The following is a 19,314-nucleotide window of genomic DNA, read 5'->3' as shown; positions in this document are numbered from 1 at the left end:
GTTGGAGGCATTTTGGCCACAGGTACGTTCAGCCTGTGGACAAACGGTTCTGCACAGCCTGGAATGGAGCCAGTCCGTCCATGGTAGGGAGGTCCGGGGGCATGCCGCGAGAACAGATGGCCGAGCCCGATCCGCAGAACCGTCCCCTCGATCCCATCGACCGGACGATTCTGCGACTGCTGCAGGAGGACGGACGTGCCTCGATCCGCTCTGTGGCCGAGCGCGTGCACGTTTCGCGGGCGAACGCCTACGCCCGGATCAACCGCCTCATCGAGGACGGCGTCATCCGCGGGTTCACCGCCCGGGTGGACCATGAACGCGCCGGGCAGGGCGCGTCGGCGTACATCACCCTCAAGATCGTTCAGAACTCCTGGCGGACGGTCCGGGAAACACTTCTCACTCTTCCGGGTGTAGCCCACATTGCCCTGGTAAGCGGAGATTTCGATGTGTTGATGCTGGTGCACACGGCGGACAACCGCAGCCTCCGCGAGCTCGTGCTGACCCGCATCCAGGCCATACCGGAGGTCCTCGGCAGCCGGACCCTCCTGGTCTTCGAGGAGACGGACCTCGTGGTCGACGACTGAGCCGGCCGGGGATCTCCCCGGCCGGCTCGTCCATCGGCGCGCTGCACACAGCCACTGCGCGTGGCCGCCGTGCGTCTCTCAGCCGCCGTACTTCTTCAGGAAAGCGGTGACCTTCGCCCAGTTCTCGGCGTCGTCCAGCATCGAGACGCCGTGGTGGATCCCGGTCACGATGTACAGCGAGTTCTCCTTGGCCTTCACCGAGGCCTTGCTGAGCGCCTTGGTGGAATCCGCGAACGCGGTGTCCCCGTCCGCCGCCATGTAGAAGACCGGCGCGGTCAGCCCCGGGACCGCGGCCGCCGCGTCCATCTGCCCGTACTGCTCGGGCGCGGAGAGCGAGACGACGGCGTCCGCCGGCGGCTGGACCTTCGCGGCGGCGGTCAGCACCGAGGTGCCGCCCTTGGAGGCGCCCATGAGCACCAGTTTCGTCGCCCCCTTGCCGCGCAGCAGCTGGGCACCCGCGACGACCTCGGGCACCTCGTCACCGTTGGAGTCGATCGCCAGCACCCGGTAGCCGCTCTTGACCAGTTCGAGCGCCTTGGGGACCCACTGGCAGACGTTTCCGTCCGACTGGTGTGCGAGCACGATCCCGGTGGTGCCCGTGCCCGCCAGATAGCCGTCCAGCGCGTTGCCGCCGGTGTCCTTGAAGGTGATCGAGCCGGCCTTGGCCTGGGCCTCGGTCAGACAGTCGAACGTCTTCACCGTGACCGTCGGGGACGGCTCCGCCGTCGCCTTGCCACCGCTGCCGCCGTCGTCGCCACAGGCCGTCAGGAACAGGGGAAGCGCGGTGGCCAGAGCCGTGGCGGCGATCGCGCGGAAGGTCCGGGTGCGTCCAGCTGAATACATGGCTGGACGGTGTCGGCGCCCCCGTTCGGAGGTCAATGGTCTGGACCTCACGGTTCGGCTACGTGCGCAGCCCCTCGAAGGCCAGGCGTACCGCGGCGTCCGCGACGTGTTCCCCGTCGATCGCACCCTTGGCGTCCGGCCGGTACCACTCCACGATGGAGTTGATCATGCCGAAGAGCAGTCGCGTCGCCAGCCGGATGTCCATGTCGGAGCGGAGATCACCCTCGCTCGCGGCGGCCTTCAGCAGGTCGGACACCCGCTGGTCGAACTCCCGGCGCCGCTCCATCGCCCAGCGTTCGGTGCTGGTGTTCCCGCGCACCCGCAGCAGCAGGGTGACGTAGGGCAGCTCCTCCATGAGCACCTCGGCGGTGCGCCGGGTGACGTACTCCAGCCGCTCGATCGCCCGCCCCTGGCGTGCCCGCGGCTCCTCCAGAATGCCGAACAGGCCGTCCAGGGCCCGCCCGACGGCGCGGTGGAGCAGTTCCTCCTTGCCGCGCACATGGTGGTAGATCGAGGACTTGGAGATTCCGGCGGCGCGGGAGAGGTCCTCCATGGAGGTGCCGTCGTAGCCGCGCTCGTTGAACACCTCGACGGCGACGGCAAGCAGCGTGTCGGGGGTGTACGTGTCCCGTTTGACGCGGGGACTGGGGGGCTCGGCCATGGTCACGATTAGAACAGCTTCCCCTCGGCCGCCGTACGGCGGCGCAGCAGCGCCGACGGGGCGTAGCGACCACCGGGGCACGAATCGTGCAGCTCGGACAGGACTTCGCACACCCAGTGCGCGCCGAGGCGGTCGCCCCACTCCAGCGGACCGAGCGGATAGTTCACGCCGAGCCGCATCGCGGTGTCGATGTCGGCGGGCGAGGCGACCGCCTTGGCCACCGCGTCGGCGGCGAGGTCCACGAGCATCGCCACCGTCCGGGCGACGATCATGCCGGGGACGTCCTCGATCACGCTGACCTGCTTGCCCAGCGCCTGGAACAGCCCGACGGCCGCCAGGACCGCTTCGGGCCGTGCGGTGTCGCCGGGTGCCAGCGCGATCCGGGTGGCGGCCCGGTAGTCCAGCGCGAGGTCGAAGTGGATGACGCTGTCGCCGCGCTCGGTGGCGTAGGAGCCGTCGGCGAGGAAGAGCCAGTCGTCGTCACCCAGGAGGATCGCCCCGGGGCCGCCCTCCTCGTGGTCGACGTGGATACCCGCCTCCTCCATGAGGGCGACGAGTTCCGCCGCCGGCCCCAGGGCGCCGAGGACCGTCACCTGCTCGGGCGCGGGCGCGGGAGCCGCCGTCGCCGCGAGCGGCCGGTCCTCGTCCCCGTACCGGAACCAGCCGCGCCCCGACTTGCGGCCGAGCAGTCCGGATTCGACGAGGCGGCGCTGGGCGAGGGACGGCGTGAACTTGGGGTCGTGGAAGAACGACTCCCAGACGGACCGGGTGACGGCCTCGTTCACGTCCTGGCCGATCAGGTCGGTCAGCTCGAAGGGGCCCATCGCGAATCCGCCGCACTCGCGCAGGACCGCGTCGATGGTGGCGGGATCGGCGGCCCCCTCCTCGTGGAGGCGGAACGCCTCGGCGTAGAAGGGTCGGGCGATCCGGTTGACGATGAAGCCGGGAGTGTCGGTGCAGCGCACCGGCGACTTTCCCCAGGCGGCGGCGGTCGCGTACACGGTGGCCGCCGCGTCCTCGTCGGTGGTGGCGGCGGAGACCACCTCCACGAGGGGGAGGAGAGGCGCCGGGTTGAAGAAGTGCAGGCCGACGAAGCGTCCGGGACGGCGCAGAGCGCCGGCGACGGCGGTCACGGAGAGCGAGGAGGTGTTGGTGGCGAGCAGGCACGCGTCGTCGACGACGTCCTCCAGCTCGCTGAAGAGCCGCTGCTTGGCCGGCAGGTCCTCGATGATCGCCTCGATGACGAGAGCGGCGTCGGCGAGCTCGCCGAGGGTGGCGGCGGGAGCGAGCCGGGCCAGCGCGGCATCACGTTCGGCCGCGTCCATCCGGCCCTTTTCAGCCAGCCGGGCGATCCGTGCTGCCACCGCCGACGCACCGCGCTCGGCGCTGCCGGGAGCGGCGTCGTAGAGCCGCACGCGATGGCCCGCGACCAGTGCGACCTGGGCGATTCCCTGGCCCATCGTGCCGGCGCCGATGACAGCAACGGTGCGGGTTCGATCAAGCGCGATCATGATGCCGACTGCTCCTCGCCAAGTTGTCCACAGGTCCGGCCGCCCTCTTGAACCGACCGAACATTCGGTTAATCTAGCGGTGTTCCCATATCCAGCCCAGCTCGACGAGGAGTTGGTCCCCATGGCCGCCGATCTCACCGCTGTCCCGTTGATCGAACGGCATCGCGGCACTCTCGACAAGGCACTCGAAGCGATCAGGACCCGCGAGTTCTGGTCGCCGTACCCCGAACATCCGAAGGCTTACGGAGACGGAGCCGACGGCAAGGCCGCGTTCGACGCTCTCCTGGGGCAGCGCTTCGCGCTCGACCAGCCCGGCACCGACGACTGGACCGGACGCGAGACCTCGCCCTACGGGATCGAGCTCGGGGTCGACTACCCGCACCCGGACATCGAGGTGCTGCTGCCGGCGATGCGGGCGGGCATCCCCGCGTGGCGGGACGCGGGCCCCGAGCTGCGGGCGATGGTGTGCCTGGAGATCCTGGCGCGGATCAATGCCAGGACCAACGAATTCGCCCATGCGGTGATGCACACCTCGGGCCAGGCCTTCACGATGGCGTTCCAGGCCGGTGGGCCCCATGCGCAGGACCGCGGCCTGGAGGCCGTGACCTACGCGTACGCCGAGCAGGTCCGCACCCCGGATTCGGCGGAGTGGGTCAAACCGCAGGGCAAGCGGGACCCGCTGCGGCTGCAGAAGGCCTTCACGGCCGTCCCGCGCGGCGTCGCCCTGGTGGTCGGCTGCAACACCTTCCCGACGTGGAACGGCTACCCGGGCATCTTCGCCTCCCTGGCGACCGGTAACCCCGTGCTGGTCAAGCCGCACCCCCGTGCCGTTCTGCCGCTCGCGCTGACCGTCACGGTCGCCCGCGAGGTGCTGGCCGAGGCGGGCTTCGACCCGAACCTGGTCGCGCTGGCCGCCGAGCGGCCCGGTGAAGGGCTGGCCAAGACCCTCGCCGTGCGGCCCGAGATCCGCATCATCGACTACACCGGCTCCACCGCCTTCGGCGACTGGCTGGAGACCAACGCCCGCCAGGCGCAGGTCTACACCGAGAAGGCCGGCGTCAACACCGTCGTCATCGACTCGACGGACAACTACAAGGGGATGCTCAGCAACCTGGCCTTCTCGCTGTCCCTGTACAGCGGCCAGATGTGCACCACCCCGCAGAACCTGCTCATCCCCCGCGACGGCATCACCACCGACGCGGGCCACCGGAGCTACGACGAGGTGGTGGCCGATCTGGCCGCGTCCGTCGAAGGGCTGCTCGGTGACGACGCGCGGGCCAACGCCCTGCTGGGCGCGCTGGTCAACCCGGATGTGAAGACACGCCTGGAGGCGGCACCCTCGATCGGTGAGGTGGCACTCGCCTCCCGGGCGGTCACCCACCCGGACTTCCCGGACGCGACGGTCCGTACACCGGTGCTGGTGAAGCTGGACGGGGCCAAGCCCGACGACCAGGCCGCGTATCTGACGGAGTGCTTCGGACCGGTGTCGTTCGCCGTCGCGGTCGACTCCACGGCCGACGCGGTGGAGCTGCTGCGCCGTACGGTCCGGGAGAAGGGCGCCATGACGGTCGGCGGCTACACCACCTCGGCCGACGTCGAGCGGCTGCTGGAGGAGGCGTGCTGGGAGGAATGCGCCCAGCTCTCCCTGAACCTGACCGGCGGGGTGTACGTCAACCAGACGTCGGCCTTCTCCGACTTCCATGGTTCCGGCGGCAACCCGGCGGCCAACGCGGCGCTGTGTGACGGGGCATTCGTGGCCGGGCGCTTCCGGGTCATCGAGGTGCGCAGGCCCGCATAGCGCGAGCCTCTCCCCATCCGGCCCCGTCCCGAGTTGCCCTGTCACTCCGGACGGGGCTCCCCCGCCCGTTCAGCACCGGTTCCGGCCCAGCTCAGCGCCCTGGCGGGGCAGCCCTCCCGGAGCCGTACGCTGAGGCCATGACGGAAGCGGAAGACGAGGCCGGGCGCGCGGCGCGACAGTGGCGCGAGGCGGCCCCCGGTGCCGTTCTGCTCGACGGCTTCCACGCCCTCAAGCACGCACTGCGCTTCGGCGCCGAGGTACGGCTGGCACTGACCAGTGACCGGGCCGCCGCCCTGGCGCTCGCCGAGGAGCTCGCGGACGATGTGACCGACCGGCTCCGCGCGATCCTCGTCGAGGTTCCCGGCCAGGTGCTGCGCGAGCTGCTGCCGAGGATCCATCCGACCGGTGTGGCCGCGCTCGCCGTCAGGCCCAGCGCCGGCTCCAACCTCGCCGCGCTGAACGCGGCTCCCCGGCAGTCACCCGTCGTCGTCCTGGACAATCCGCGGAACCTCGGCAACATCGGGGCCGTGATCCGGCTGGCCGCCGGGTTCGGTGCGACCGGGGTGGTCACCACCGGGGACATCGACCCCTGGCACCCGAACGTCGTGCGCGCGAGCGCCGGCCTGCACTTCGCCACCGCCGTCGAACGGCTGGACCTCCCCGACCTGCCGGCCGGGCCGCTCTATGTCCTGGATCCGGAGGGGAAGGACATCCGGTCGACGGTGATCCCGGACGACGCGCTGCTCGCGTTCGGCTCGGAGCGGCACGGGATCTCGCCGGAGATGCGCGGGCGGGCGACCGAACTGATCGCGGTACCCATGCGCCCGCACGTCTCCAGCTTCAACCTGGCCACCACGGTGGCGATGGCGCTCTACCACTGGCTGCCCGCCCCGGGCACCGGCCGTATCCAGGGCTTGTCCCAGGACGTATCCAGGACGTATCCAGGGCCTGTCCGGCCCTAGACGCGGTAGCCGTCTCCCGCACCACCGGGTTCGCCATGAGCCAGCTGCGGCTCGGTGGCGGGCCGCCCGATCGTCGTACCCAACTCCCGTACCTGGTCCTGATCCTGGTCACGCGGGTCACCGGTGCGGGGGCCGGCCTGGCCGCGCAGACCGCTCGGCACCAGACCGGCGATCCGGCTGCCCGCCCAGCGCAGGAAGTTCGTCGGCAGGAAGACCGCGTCGGCGGCGATCATCGCGAGGGAGAAGAACGGCAGGCCGAGCACGATCGCGATCGAGGCGTGCTCGATGATCATCGCGACGAGCAGCACGTTCTTCACCCGGCGGTTGAAGAGCGTGAAGGGGAAGGCGACCTGCACGATCACCGTGCCGTAGGTGATCGCCATGACGATGAGACCGGCACCGGCGAGGGCGTGCGAGAGCTCGGGCCAGGGGGTGAAGTCGTCCAGGTGCAGCGGGTAGTACAGCGCGGTACCGTCTTGCCAGCGGGAGCCCTGGATCTTGTACCAGCCGGCCGTCGCGTAGATCAGGCAGACCTCGACGACGATCACGAGCATGCCGCCGTTGTGGACGATGTTGGCGAGGATGTCCAGCACCTTGCGGGGCTCGCCGGCCGCGTAGCGCCGCACCGCCCACCAGGCCGCCTGCGCCAGCCAGAAGCCCCAGAAGGCCGGCCCCCAGAACTGGCCGAGCTTCCCCAGCAGGGTGATGACGACGAGCGCGGCGCCGAGCAGCGACCACAGGACCACGCCGGTCAGGTCCGGGTCCGGCTTCTCGGCGCGTTCCGGGGTCAGGTCCCGCGTCCGGTCCTTCGTCCGCTCCAGCAGCCGGTCGGCCCGTCGCTTGTCGAGGGACCAGACCTGGCCGCAGCGGGTCAGCACGAGGTAGATCGCCATCAGGTGGATGACGTTGTCGCCGCCGTCGCCCATGAAGATGCTGCGGTTCTGCAGCGACAGCACCCCGACCATGAACAGCAGCGAGGCCGTACGGGTCCGCCAGCCGAGCAGCAGCAGCAGGCTCGCGATGATCGAGCCCGCGTAGACCACCTCGAACCAGAGCTGGCTGTCGGTCCACATCAGCACGCTGAACGCGCCGGTGCCGTTGTCGGCCATCAGCCGCTGGGCCATGCCCCAGGTCCACACGCCGTCGGGGCCGTACAGCTCCGCCCGGTGCGGCCACTCACGCAGCAGGAAGAGCAGCCAGGTCAGCGAGAAGCCGATCCGGACGACCGCGCTCTGGTACGGCCCCACAGCGGTATTGGTGATCCGGGCCAGACCACGGGTCAGCCCGGTGTCGAGCGTGCCGCCGAGCCCCGCGAAGGGGGAGGGCGGCAGATCCTTGCGAGCGCTCACGAGGCCTTCTCCTGTCCGGAGGTGGCCACCGACCACCAGAGCGTCTCCTGGTACTGCGTCTCGTTGTTGGGCTTCGCGTCGGTCCACGACGGCGGAGCGACCCACACGGTCGCGGAGCGGGCCTGCACGCGGACGACGTCACCGCCGTTCAGCTGGGGACCGAACCGGTTCTCCACGATCCGCTGCACGTACTCCTGGCTGAGCTGGCCGCGCACACCGGTGGGTGTGTTGTTGGCGCCGTGCGAGGAGGTGTAGAAGCTCCAGGCGCGGCGCAGCTCGTTCTGCCGGGTGTGGCTGGGGGCGACGGTGTGCCGGATGCCGGTCAGATCGACCGCGGTGAGGTCGACCCAGCCGGTCGTCTGCAGCCGGCCGCCGGGGCTGCGCACCTCGGCGCGCGCCTGCACGTGGATGTTCTGCTGCAGCGGGTCGGGCGCGAAGAGCTTCCAGTTCTGCTCGAACTCGGGGTAGATGTACGAGTCGACCGTGGACTGGTACTCCTTGCTGGCCGTGTTCGACGGCGCGACGTGCAGGAACACCATGGCGAGGTGGAAGACGACGCCGACCGCGACAGCCGCGACGGCGAGCGAGACCACGACCCAGGATCCGGTGGACAAGGACGGCAGCTGCCCCGTTTCGGCAGCCTCGTCGGAGGCCTCTTCCGCGTCCGTACCCGCGTCCGCTCCGGCCTCGCCGTCCGTCCGGGTCCCGGCCGCGTCTCCGGAGCTGTCGACGGCCCTGTCGCCGGCCCCGGCCGCCGCCACCGGACCGGCGCCCGCTCCCGGATCCGTGCCCGGTCCCGTCCCCGGTTCCGGCCTCTCAGGTGGCTCCATGGTCTCCCCGTTCCTCACCGCGCTCCGCTTCCGCACGGAACGCTACTCATGCCCTCGCGCCACCGGTGACCGTACTGGGTTATCCACAGCCGCCGGGATGGCCTTGACACCCTAAGGCGCTCGACCGACCATTGAACCGAACGATCGGTCGGTCGGTTGAGCCGGAGCGGGACAACGTAGGGGGCACACATGACCACGGCAGCCACGGTCGAGGAGGCGGCACCGCAGGCCGGTCTTCTCGCCGCTTTCGAGTCGGCACTCGCCGAAGACTCGCGGATCGAGCCGCGTGACTGGATGCCCGACGCGTACCGCGCCACGCTTATCCGCCAAATGGCGCAGCACGCCCATTCCGAGATCATCGGAATGCAGCCCGAGGCGAACTGGATAAGCCGCGCGCCCTCGCTGCGCCGCAAGGCGATCCTGATGGCCAAGGTGCAGGACGAGGCCGGGCACGGGCTGTATCTCTACAGCGCCGCGGAAACCCTCGGCGTCGGCCGTGACGAGCTGCTCGACAAACTGCACGCCGGCCGCCAGCGGTACTCGTCGATCTTCAACTACCCCACCTTGACCTGGGCCGATGTCGGAGCGGTCGGCTGGCTCGTGGACGGCGCCGCGATCACCAACCAGGTGCCGCTGTGCCGCTGCTCGTACGGGCCCTACGCACGGGCCATGGTGCGGATCTGCAAGGAGGAGTCCTTCCACCAGCGGCAGGGGTACGAGCTGCTGCTGGCGCTCAGCCGGGGCACCGAAGCGCAGCACGCCATGGCGCAGGACGCGGTGGACCGCTGGTGGTGGCCGTCGCTGATGATGTTCGGCCCGCCGGACACCGAGTCCGGGCACTCCGAGCAGTCCATGGCCTGGAAGATCAAGCGGCACTCCAACGATGAGCTGCGGCAGCGCTTCGTCGACATCTGCGTCCCGCAGGCCGAGGTGCTCGGGCTCACCCTCCCCGACCCCGACCTGCGGTGGAACGAGGAGCGCGGCGCCCATGACTTCGGGGACATCGACTGGACCGAGTTCCACGAGGTGCTGCGCGGCAACGGGCCGTGCAACGAACAGCGGATAACCCAGCGCCGCACCGCCCATGAGCAGGGCGCCTGGGTCAGGGAAGCGGCCACGGCATACGCGGCCAAGCAGGGAACCGAGCACGGAGAGGTGCGCTGATGACTGCCAACGACTGGCCGCTGTGGGAGGTCTTCGTCCGCAGCCGGCGCGGGCTCAGCCACAGCCACGCGGGCAGCCTCCACGCGCCCGACGCGGAGATGGCGCTGCGCAACGCACGAGACCTCTACACCCGGCGTGCCGAAGGCGTGTCGATCTGGGTGGTCCCGTCCACGCAGATCACCGCCTCGTCGCCGGACGAGAAGGACTCGTTCTTCGAGCCGGCGGGGGACAAGCCGTACCGGCACCCGACCTTCTACAAGATCCCGGAAGGGGTGCGGCACCTGTGAACCCGGTACTCGTCAGCACGGCGCTGCCTCTCGGTGACGACGCCCTGGTGCTCGCCCAGCGACTGGGGGAGTGGGCCGGACACGCACCGGTCCTCGAGGAGGACGTCGCGCTCGCCAACATCGCGCTGGACCTGCTGGGCCAGGCCCGGGTGCTGCTCTCCCTCGTCGGCGACGAGGACGAGCTGGCCTTCGGCCGGGAGGAACGCGCCTTCCGCAACGTCCAGCTCGTCGAGCAGCCGAACGGCGACTTCGCGCACACCATCGCCCGCCAGCTGTACTTCTCGACGTACCAGGAGCTGCTCTACACGGAGCTGGCCCAGGGCGACAGCGAGCTGGCGCCGCTGGCCGCGAAGGCGGTGAAGGAGGTCGCCTACCACCATGATCACGCCCGGCAGTGGACGCTGCGGCTCGGCGACGGCACGGCCGAGAGCCATGAGCGCATGCAGCGCGGGCTGGACGCCCTGTGGCGGTTCACCGGCGAACTGTTCCAGCCCGTGGAGGGGCTGGGCACCGACCTCGGCGCGCTGCGCGAGCCCTGGCTGGAGCGGGTATCGGCCGTCGTCCGGCAGGCCACGCTGACGATGCCGGAAGGACCGGACGTGACGTCCTGGTCGGCGGGCGCCGGCAGACAGGGCATCCACACCGAGTCGTTCGGCCGGATGCTCGCCGAGATGCAGCACCTGCACCGTGCCCACCCGGGTGCGACATGGTGACCGGCGGCGGCACAGTGACCGACGGCGCTCCGGGCGGCGCTCCGGCCGACGAGATAGCCGCGGGCACGCCGGACGGCGTGCTGGAGGCGGAGCTGCTGCGGCTCGCGGGCTCGGTCCCGGACCCGGAGCTGCCGGTGCTCTCCCTCGCCGAGCTGGGAGTGCTGCGCGGTCTGCAGCTGGTCGGCCCCGGCCGCGTCGAGGTGCAGCTGACGCCGACCTACACCGGCTGCCCGGCCATCGACACGATGGTCACCGACATCACCCAGGTCCTGCGCGAGCACGGTATGGCCGAGGTGTCCGTCCGTACGGTGCTGTCGCCTGCCTGGTCGACCGACGCGATCAGCGCCGAGGGGCGCCGCAAGCTCGCCGAGCACGGCATAGCGCCGCCGCGCCCGGTCGGCAGCGGCGGCCCGGTGCCGCTCGAGCTGTCGGTGCGCTGCCCGCACTGCGGCTCGGTGGACACCACCGTGCTGAGCCGGTTCTCCTCCACCGCGTGCAAGTCCCTGCGCCGTTGCGAGAGCTGCCGCGAACCGTTCGACCACTTCAAGGAGTTGTGAATGTTCCATCCGCTCCGGGTCACCGGGATCGAGCGGCTCACGGACGATTCGGTGACCGTGACCTTCGACGTGCCGGCCCCCCTGCGCGAGACGTACCGCTTCGCGGCAGGCCAGCACCTCGCGGTGCGCCGGTTCGTGGACGGCTCCGAGATCCGGCGGACGTACTCGGTCTGCGACCCGGCTCCCGGGCCCGGGGGGCCGGAGAGCCTGCGGGTCGGCGTGCGGCTGGTCGAGGACGGTGAGTTCTCGGTGTACGCCCACAAGGAGCTGGCGGTGGGCGACCTGGTGGACGTCATGCCGCCGATGGGCCGGTTCATCCTCGATCCGCGCCCCGGCTACTTCGCGGCCGTGGTCGGCGGCAGCGGCATCACGCCGGTGCTCTCCCACATCGCCACCGTGCTCGGGCGGGAGCCGTCGGCCCGCTTCTGTCTGGTGCGCAGCGACCGGACGGCCGCTTCGACGATGTTCCTGGAGGAGATCGCCGACCTCAAGGACCGCTATCCGGACCGGCTCCAGCTGGTGAACGTGCTGTCCCGCGAGGACCAGCAGGCCGGGCTGCCGTCCGGCCGGCTGGACCAGGAGCGGCTGACCGCCCTGCTGCCCGCGCTGCTGTCGGTGGAGACGGTGGACGGGTGGTACCTGTGCGGCCCCTTCGGGCTGGTGCGGGGAGCCGAGCAGGCGCTGCGCGGACTCGGGGTGGACCGGTCCCGGATCCACCAGGAGATCTTCCATGTGGACGACGGCCCGGTGACCGGCCCCGCCCGGACCCCGGCCGCGGTCGGCAGTGTGGTCGCCGCGACGCTCGACGGGCGCGGCGGGAGCTGGCCGTCCGAGGGCGGCGAGTCCGTCCTGGAGACGGTGCTGCGCAACCGCTCGGACGCCCCGTACGCCTGCAAGGGCGGGGTGTGCGGGACCTGCCGGGCCCGGCTGGTGTCGGGCGAGGTGCGGATGGACCGGAACTTCGCGCTGGAGCCCGACGAGACCGAGGCCGGCTATGTGCTGGCCTGTCAGTCGCATCCGCTCACCGACCGGGTGGAGCTGGACTTCGACGCGTAACGGTGGTCCCCCGCTATTCCCTCTCACTAGAACGTGTTCTAACCTGACGCACTGTCAGGGACCGTAGCGGTGGGAGGGGCTAGCAGTGGACTTCAGCTTCACCGAGGAGCAACTGGCGGCGGTCGAGGCGGCGCGGGCCGTGTTCTCGGGAGTCGCGCCGGACTCGGTCCCCAGCCCCGCGCTGACCCAGGGGGCCGTCGCCGAGGACTTCGACCGCGCCCTCTGGCGCAAGCTCGCGGACAGCGATCTGCTGAGCCTCGCCCTGGCCGGCACCTACGGCGGCGCCGGTCTCGACCCGATGGCGCTGTGCCTCGTGCTGCGTGAGGCCGGCAAGGTGCTCGCCCGGGTGCCGCTGCTGGAGACCTACGCCGCCGGGCTCGCCGTACAGACCTACGGCTCCGCGGCGCTGCGCGCCCGGCTGCTTCCGGCGGCGGGCAGCGGCGGGGTCGTCCTCACCGTCGCCGCCAACGGCCGCACCGGCCATGACGGGGCCGAGCTCTCCGTTCAGGCGCGGCAGCACCAGGACGACGGGACCGAGGAGCCGGGCCAGTGGCTGCTCGACGGGGTGCAGACGGCCGTCCCATGGGCGCAGCAGGCCGATCACATCCTGGTGCCGGCCCACACCACCGAGGGCCGGCCGGTCATCGCGGTGGTCCCCCGGCTCCACGAGGGCGTCACGCTCGCCGAGCAGGTCTCCACCAGCGGTGAGCGGTTCGCCGAGATCACGTTCGACGGGGTACGGATCCCGGCCGATGACGTCATCACCGCGGACGGCAGCTGGGAGTGGCTGCGCAATGTGCTCGCCACCGGCACCTGCGCCCTGGCTCTGGGCCTCGGCGAGGCGGTCCTCGGCATGACCAGCTCCTACGCCGGCAAGCGTGAGCAGTTCGGGTACCCCATCGCGACCTTCCAGGCGGTCGCGGTGCAGGCCGCCGACCGCTACATCGACCTGCGGGCGATGGAGGCCACCCTCTGGCAGGCCGCCTGGCGGCTGAGCATCGACACCCCCGGCGCGCTGCCCTTCACCGGCGATGTCGCGGTCGCGAAGATCTGGGCGTCGGAGGGCGTACGGCGGGTCGTGCAGACCGCGCAGCACCTGCACGGCGGCTTCGGCGCGGACACCGACTACGCGCTGCACCGCTACCACGCCTGGGCCAAGCAGCTGGAGCTGTCGCTCGGTCCCGCCGCCGCCCACGAGGAGGTCCTGGGCGACCTGATCGCCGCCCACCCGCTCGGCTGAGGCCTGGGGGCCTGCTACAGGACGAAGGCCGGGCCGCCGCCGTCCGACACCAGCGGCCGCCCGGCCGCTTCCCAGCCGAGCATCCCGCCGTCCACGTTCACCGCGTCGACGCCCTGGGCGATCAGGTACTGGGCGACCTGCGCCGACCGTCCGCCGACCCGGCAGACCACATGCACCGTGCCGCCGTCCGGCACCTCGGCGATCCGGCTCACGACCTCGCCCATGGGGATGTGGAGGGCGTGCTGCGCGTGCCCGGCCGCCCACTCGTCGTTCTCCCGGACGTCCAGCAGGATGCCATCGGCCGGAACACCGGCGGCGTCGACGGCGGGCAGCTGGGAGTTGAACATGGGAAGGGCCTCCTCGGCACAACGAGCTCAGCACGGGCTCGGCGCGGGCTCAGCTCGCGTTCAGCGGGCTCAGCGCGCACGACACACACAGCGGACCTGAGAAAACTACCTCAGCCCTCAGCGGGCCGGACCAGCTCGGCGAGCCGTGCCTCCCGCGCCCCGACCTGTTCCAGCAGCTGCTCGGCGATCTCGTTGAGCAGCCCGTCAGGATCGTCGGGGGACAGCTTCATCATCTGCCCGATCGCGCTGCCGTCCAGATCCGTGGCGATCACGGACAGCGCCTCCTTGCGTTCGGCCAGCCACTCCAGCCGGGCGTAGAGCACCTCCGCCTCGGTCGGCAGCTCCTCCTCGAGCACCGGCCCGGCCTCCCACTCCGCCCCCAGCTCGCGCAGCCGGTCCTCGTCGGCGTCCGCGTAGGCCTCGTTGACCCGTGCGATGAAGACGCTGCGCCGCTCCTTCTCCGCCTCGTCCTGCGCCAGGTCCGGGTGCGCCTTGCGGGCGAGCTCGCGGTAGAGCCGCTGCGCCTCCTTGCCCGGCCGCACCCGGCGCGGCGGATTGGGGTCCTCGACCGGCCGCACACCGTCCTGGCCGAGCATCCCCTCGAAGAGCTCCTCTATGCCCGGCATGGGCATGACGAGGGCGCGGGCCTCCCAGGCCCGCTCGATGTCCTCACGGTCGCCGCTGTTCGCCGCCACCGCCTCCGCGATCAGGGCGTCCAGCTCGTCCAGCCGGGCATACATCGGGCCGAGCCGCTGGTGATGCAGCCGGGAGAAGTTGTCCACCTCGACCCGGAAGGTCTCCACCGCGATCTCGAACTCGATGAGCGCCTGCTCAGCGGCGCGCACCGCCTTCGCCAACCGCTGGGAGGCCGCTTGATCCACCTGTTCCGCTTCCGGGTTCGTCACCCGCACAGCGTACGGATTCCGGCGGCCCCCCGTCCCGGGGCCCGGCACCGAAGCCATGCCCCGGAGCCGTACCGCCGGGCCCCACACCCCTTCCGCGCCCCCGAAAGATTCCGTTTCGCACCGGATCAAGACCGGCTCGGACCGGATCGGACCGCAACCGAGGCAGGTCCGAGCCAGGACCGAGCCAGGACCGACGCCCTAGATTCCGAGTTCCGCCGCGACCTTCCCCGTCCTGATCGCGCCGAGCAGCTCCGCGTGATCGGCCTCCGTGCGGTCCGCGTACGCCACCGCGAAGGACGTGATCGCCGTGTCCAGCTCCTCGTTCTTGCCGCAGTACCCGGCGATCAGCCGCGGATCCGCGCTGTGCGAGTGCGCCCGCGCGAGCAGCGCCCCGGTCATGCGCGCGTAGTCGTCGATCAGCCCCGCCTCCAGCGACGCCGGATCCACGCTCCCCTTCCGGTTCCGGAACTGGCGCACCTGGTAGGGCAGCCCGTCCACGGACGTCCACCCCAGCAGGATGTCGCTGACCACCTGCATCCGCTTCTGCCCGAGCACCACCCGCCGGCCCTCGTGCGCACCGTGCGAGCCGTGCGCATCGTGCGAGCCGCGCGCGGAGCTGGAGGCGGCATCCGCCTCCGCGGTGTCGAATCCGGCCTTCGCCACGTACGGCCGCAGCGCGGACGCCCGCGCCTCCTTCACCTGGAGCACCAGCGGCTCCCCGAGGTGGTCGAGCAGCAGCACCACGTACGACCTGGTCCCCACGCTGCCGGTCCCCACCACCCGGAACGCCACATCGTGCACCGCGTAGCGCGCGAGCAGCGGCAGCCGGTCCTCCGACACCGTCCGCAGATAGCCGTCCAGCGCTCCGGCGACCGCCGCGGCCTCCGCGTCCGGCACCCGCCGCAGCACGGGCAGCGCGTCGACGAAGCGCCGTCCGCCGTCTTCCAGCAGCTCGGTCGACCGCGCGACGAACTTCGCGCTGGTGTTCTTCCGCGCCTTGGCCGACACCTGTTCCAGCGTGCCCAGCAGATCGCGCGCGTCCGCGTGCGCGACCAGCTCCTCGTGCGCGATGGCGTTCCACGCGTCCAGCACCGGCAGCTTGGCCAGCAGCCGCATGGTGCGCCGGTACGCGCCGACCGCGTCGTACGCCGCCGACCGGCAGATGTCCTCGGACGCGCCCGCCTCCCGCCCGGCGAGCACCAGCGAGGCCGCGAGCCGCTTCACATCCCATTCCCACGGGCCGAGCAGCGTCTCGTCGAAATCGTTGATGTCCATGACCAGCCGGCCGCGGGCGTCGCCGTAGAGGCCGAAGTTCGCGGCGTGCGCGTCACCGCAGATCTGGGCGCCGACACCGGTCACCGGGGTGTCGACGAGATCGGCCGCCATCAGCCCCGCGGAACCGCGCAGGAAGGAGAACGGGCTCGCCGCCATCCGTCCGACGCGGAGCGGTATCAGCGCTTCGATCCGGCCGGAATTCGACGCCTCCAGCGCCCCCAGCGGGCCCGGCCGGTCACCGCCGGCCGGCAGCTGGTCGTGTGCCGACCGGGGCACCCGGCCCCGCAGCGCCTTGCCCGCGGTCCTCGCCGTGGCCTCGTGCGGCCAGCGCGCGAACCCCGTGGTCCGCGGCACCCTCAACTCGCTCATGCGCTCTCCCCGTCAGCGAGCGGACGCCCCGATGCCACTTACCCCACCACTGGGGGCAATCTGGCCATTTGGTCGACCCCGCCCGAAGTTTCGTGCTTGCCTTGAGCCAGGACCCTACTCAGCGCCGAACCGCAGGTGCACGACGTTGAACGAGATGACCCGGCTTTCCCAGTCCGCCGATACGGCCAAAAGCCCGTCCAAGGGTTCGGCCGCCGGCGCGGAAGCGAAGACGGAGATGGACGTGTCCGTCGACTCTGCCTCCGGAAACGGCAGCGGCAGCACAGCCGGCACCGCGGCCGGCAACGGCTCCGCCGCGGCGCCGCTGGCCACCACCGGGGTGGCCGCGCTCCTGCGGCTCGCCGTCATCTGCGTGGATCCCGACGGCCGCGTCTCCTACTGGAACCGCGGCTCCGAGGAGCTCTTCGGCCACCGCTGGGAAGGCGTTTTCGGCCATCGTGCCTCCGGGCTGCTGACCGCCTCCGGCGCTCCGCACGAGGACACCCTCGATCTGCTGGACGACCTCACCCACCCCGCCTGGGCCGGTTCGCTCGCCACCACCGACCGGGACGGCACCGTTCGCGACGTGCTGTGGTGGACGTACCGGATCATGGAACCCGCCGGCCGCAGCCTGCTGGCCATCGCCGCCAACGCCAAGCCACTGCGCGCTGGTTCGCTGCGGATCGCCCTCGGCGACCGCCTGCTGCCGTACGCCGCGGAGGAGCCGGCGCGCGAGGCCCGCGAGGGCATCTCGGTCTCCGCCCAGCTCGCGCCCGTCCCCGACCTGGCGCACGCCCGGCAGCTGACCAACCGGCTCGGCATCGTGCTGCCCCGGGTGAGCGCCGGCCGCCTCGAACGGATCATGCGGCAGGTCGTCCCGCTCGGCTACCCCGTCCTGCGGGTGGACGGCAGCACGGAACTCCCGGTCCTGCCCAGGGAGTACGAGGCCGATGGCGGAACGTTGCGCCCGGCCCGCACCAACCGCCGGGAGCTGCTCCCCGCACCCCGTTCGGGCTCCGGAACGTCCGTCGAGACGACAGTCGCACCGGCCGCCGGGAACTCGGCCGGCAACTCCGCCATGGGCCGGACCACCGGGGTACGCACCGGCGCCGACGGCCTGACCGCCCTCCCCGCCGTACCGGTCTTCGCGACGCCCGCTCCCGGCCATGTGCTGGACGAACAGCTCGCGTTACTCCGTGAGACCGGCACCAAGGTCGGCAGCACCCTCGATCTCGACACCACCGCACGCGAGCTGTGCGCCGTGACCGTCCCGCGCTTCGCGGACTTCGCGGCGATCCTCATCGTCGACCAGCTGTTCTCCGACACCGAGCTGCCGAAGGACGACCGGCCGTCCGACACCGTCCTGCTCCGCCGGGTCGCCGTCGCCCTGCACGGGCCGCCCGGCGCCTGGGACAGCGCCGTCCCGGAGGGCGAGTTGATCACCCTCTCCGCCGACGACATCACCCCCCGCCTGAGCGAGCCGCTGCTCGTCCCCGTCATCGAACCGGGGCTCGCCCAGGACCTCGCGCTCGACCTGGGCGTGCCGGCCCTCGGCCCGCTGCTGCCCGGCCGTTCCATGGTCGTGGTCCCGCTCACCGCGCGCGGTACGGTCCTCGGCCGGATGTGCTTCCTGCGCCAGCCGAACCGGCGCCCGTTCGACGCCAAGGACGCCGCGACCGCCGGCGAGATCGTCACCCGCGGCGCCGTCCACCTCGACAACGCCCGGCTGCACCGCTTCGAGTCCCGGGCCGCCGCGACGCTGCAGCGCAGCATGATGCCGACCCGGCCGCCCAAGATCCCCGGCGTGCGCATCGCGCACCACTACATGCCGGGCGACCGCCAGGCGCAGGTCGGCGGCGACTGGTTCGACGCGATCCAGCTCCCGGGCGGCCGTGTCGCGCTCATCGTCGGCGATGTGATGGGGCACGGCCTGATCAGCGCCGCCGTCATGGGCCAGTTCCGCACGTCCGTCATCACCATGGCCGCCCTCGACCTGCCGCCGGCGCAGCTGCTGCGGCACCTCGACAACCTCGCGCACCGGCTGGGCCCCGAACACCTCGCCACCTGCGTCTACGCGGTCTACGACCCGATCCACCGCAATCTGACCCTCGCCAACGCCGGTCACATCCCGCCCGTCCTGGCCCGCCACGACGGGGTCAGCGAGCTGCTGCAGATCCCCAAGGGAGCGCCGATCGGCGTCGGGGGCGTGCCGTTCGAGACGGTCGAGATCCCGGTGCCGGACGGCAGTTGGCTGGTGCTGTGCACGGACGGCCTGGTCGAGGTCCGCGGCCAGGGGATAGACGCGGGTCTTGCCGCCCTGTGTGCCAATGTCATCGAGCCGCAGCAGACCCCCGAGGACGTGTGCGCGCAGATCCTCAGCCGGCTGCACTCCGAGGACCGGCGGGACGATGTCGCCCTGCTCGTCGCCCGGTTCGAGGGCATCGCCTCCAAGGACGTCGCCCAGTGGACGCTGCGCATGGACGACGCGGAGGTCCGCACCGCGCGTGAGCTCACCCGGCAGCAGCTCGGCATCTGGGGTCTCGACCGGCTCATGGACGTCACGGAACTGCTGGTCAGCGAGCTGGTCACCAATGCGCTGCGGGTGGCGTCGCACGACGTCCAGCTGCGGCTGATGAACGTCGGCAAGCTGCTGGTCGAGGTCAGCGACGACGATCACAACCTGCCGCAGTTGCGGCGGGCCGACGCGGACGACGAGGAGGGGCGCGGCCTCGCGCTCGTCTCGCATCTGTCGCGGCGCTGGGGTACGAGCCGCAAGGCGGTCGGCAAGGTCGTCTGGTTCGAACTCCCGCTGCCGGGCTAGAACTTCGGCTTCGGGACGGGACTTCGACTCCCGGACCGGTGCGAC

General features: G+C 71.4%; 18 protein-coding genes. 10 read left to right on the top strand and 8 right to left on the bottom strand.

What is annotated here, in order from left to right; all coding sequences use genetic code 11:
• The first annotated feature begins 101 nt into the window (after positions 1-101).
• On the top strand, positions 102-584 hold the full coding sequence (locus tag C8250_RS22775) for an Lrp/AsnC family transcriptional regulator (protein ID WP_138351227.1): 483 nt from the start codon (positions 102-104) through the stop codon (positions 582-584).
• Positions 585-662: 78 nt separating this feature from the next.
• Here C8250_RS22775 and C8250_RS22770 read toward each other — a convergent pair whose 3' ends face one another.
• The 3 genes from C8250_RS22770 to C8250_RS22760 are packed head-to-tail and all read right to left on the bottom strand — an operon-like array spanning position 663 to position 3,599.
• Positions 663-1,427: an alpha/beta hydrolase gene (locus C8250_RS22770; RefSeq protein WP_138351226.1), complete on the bottom strand. Its 765-nt coding sequence runs from the start codon at positions 1,425-1,427 to the stop codon at positions 663-665.
• A 58-nt stretch (positions 1,428-1,485) separates the two neighbouring features.
• The gene (locus C8250_RS22765; protein WP_138351225.1) at positions 1,486-2,088 is read right to left on the bottom strand and encodes a TetR/AcrR family transcriptional regulator; all 603 of its coding nucleotides are present in this window, start codon (positions 2,086-2,088) and stop codon (positions 1,486-1,488) included.
• Between the two features lie 8 nt (positions 2,089-2,096).
• Positions 2,097-3,599: a 3-hydroxyacyl-CoA dehydrogenase gene (locus C8250_RS22760; RefSeq protein ID WP_138351224.1), complete on the bottom strand. Its 1,503-nt coding sequence runs from the start codon at positions 3,597-3,599 to the stop codon at positions 2,097-2,099.
• A gap of 121 nt (positions 3,600-3,720) precedes the next feature.
• Between C8250_RS22760 and paaN the strand changes: the two genes are divergently transcribed.
• Positions 3,721-5,397, top strand: a complete 1,677-nt coding sequence (gene paaN, locus C8250_RS22755) for a phenylacetic acid degradation protein PaaN (protein WP_138351223.1) — start codon at positions 3,721-3,723, stop codon at positions 5,395-5,397.
• A gap of 137 nt (positions 5,398-5,534) precedes the next feature.
• Entirely contained in the window at positions 5,535-6,359 is an 825-nt protein-coding gene (locus C8250_RS22750) for an RNA methyltransferase (protein ID WP_138351222.1), read from the top strand.
• Here C8250_RS22750 and C8250_RS22745 read toward each other — a convergent pair.
• Entirely contained in the window at positions 6,356-7,642 is a 1,287-nt protein-coding gene (locus tag C8250_RS22745; protein WP_138351342.1) for an HTTM domain-containing protein, read from the bottom strand. The two genes, C8250_RS22750 and C8250_RS22745, sit on opposite strands and share 4 nt — an antisense overlap.
• A gap of 62 nt (positions 7,643-7,704) precedes the next feature.
• A complete protein-coding gene (locus C8250_RS22740) occupies positions 7,705-8,538 on the bottom strand; it encodes a DUF5819 family protein (RefSeq protein WP_232484882.1) in 834 nt (277 codons plus the stop codon).
• 189 nt (positions 8,539-8,727) lie between these two features.
• Between C8250_RS22740 and paaA the strand changes: the two genes are divergently transcribed.
• The 6 genes from paaA (at position 8,728) to C8250_RS22710 (ending at position 13,555) form a co-directional block, all read left to right on the top strand.
• Positions 8,728-9,702, top strand: a complete 975-nt coding sequence (paaA, locus tag C8250_RS22735) for a 1,2-phenylacetyl-CoA epoxidase subunit PaaA (RefSeq protein ID WP_138351221.1) — start codon at positions 8,728-8,730, stop codon at positions 9,700-9,702.
• Positions 9,699-9,989, top strand: a complete 291-nt coding sequence (paaB, locus tag C8250_RS22730; RefSeq protein WP_138351220.1) for a 1,2-phenylacetyl-CoA epoxidase subunit PaaB — start codon at positions 9,699-9,701, stop codon at positions 9,987-9,989. The genes paaA and paaB overlap by 4 nt, the downstream gene beginning before the upstream one ends.
• On the top strand, positions 9,986-10,702 hold the full coding sequence (gene paaC / locus C8250_RS22725; RefSeq protein WP_138351219.1) for a 1,2-phenylacetyl-CoA epoxidase subunit PaaC: 717 nt from the start codon (positions 9,986-9,988) through the stop codon (positions 10,700-10,702). The genes paaB and paaC overlap by 4 nt, the downstream gene beginning before the upstream one ends.
• Positions 10,696-11,259 carry a 1,2-phenylacetyl-CoA epoxidase subunit PaaD gene (gene paaD, locus C8250_RS22720; RefSeq protein WP_187144950.1) on the top strand — a complete coding sequence of 188 codons (564 nt, stop codon included), beginning with the start codon at positions 10,696-10,698 and terminating at the stop codon, positions 11,257-11,259. The genes paaC and paaD overlap by 7 nt, the downstream gene beginning before the upstream one ends.
• Entirely contained in the window at positions 11,260-12,315 is a 1,056-nt protein-coding gene (locus tag C8250_RS22715) for a 2Fe-2S iron-sulfur cluster-binding protein (protein ID WP_164295651.1), read from the top strand.
• Between the two features lie 85 nt (positions 12,316-12,400).
• Positions 12,401-13,555 (top strand): acyl-CoA dehydrogenase family protein, encoded by a 1,155-nt coding sequence (locus C8250_RS22710; RefSeq protein WP_138351218.1) that lies wholly within the window; start codon positions 12,401-12,403, stop codon positions 13,553-13,555.
• A gap of 14 nt (positions 13,556-13,569) precedes the next feature.
• Here the strand turns inward: C8250_RS22710 and C8250_RS22705 are convergent, their stop codons facing one another.
• From C8250_RS22705 to C8250_RS22695, 3 genes are all read right to left on the bottom strand, one after another.
• Positions 13,570-13,902 carry a rhodanese-like domain-containing protein gene (locus C8250_RS22705; protein WP_138351217.1) on the bottom strand — a complete coding sequence of 111 codons (333 nt, stop codon included), beginning with the start codon at positions 13,900-13,902 and terminating at the stop codon, positions 13,570-13,572.
• 110 nt (positions 13,903-14,012) lie between these two features.
• Positions 14,013-14,807, bottom strand: coding sequence for a hypothetical protein (locus C8250_RS22700; RefSeq protein WP_138351216.1), 795 nt, complete (start codon positions 14,805-14,807; stop codon positions 14,013-14,015).
• Positions 14,808-15,005: 198 nt separating this feature from the next.
• On the bottom strand, positions 15,006-16,451 hold the full coding sequence (locus tag C8250_RS22695) for a DUF2252 domain-containing protein (RefSeq protein ID WP_138351215.1): 1,446 nt from the start codon (positions 16,449-16,451) through the stop codon (positions 15,006-15,008).
• Between the two features lie 241 nt (positions 16,452-16,692).
• Here C8250_RS22695 and C8250_RS22690 point away from each other — a divergent pair, with 241 nt between their 5' ends.
• Positions 16,693-19,269: a SpoIIE family protein phosphatase gene (locus C8250_RS22690; RefSeq protein WP_244809295.1), complete on the top strand. Its 2,577-nt coding sequence runs from the start codon at positions 16,693-16,695 to the stop codon at positions 19,267-19,269.
• The last annotated feature ends 45 nt before the right edge of the window (positions 19,270-19,314 follow it).

It is taken from the genome of Streptomyces sp. So13.3, assembly GCF_005860785.2.
Classification (GTDB): Bacteria; Actinomycetota; Actinomycetes; order Streptomycetales; family Streptomycetaceae; genus Actinacidiphila; species Actinacidiphila fildesensis.
The sequence above is the reverse complement of the archived record's forward strand: the minus strand, read 5'-3'. Positions and strand labels throughout refer to the sequence as shown.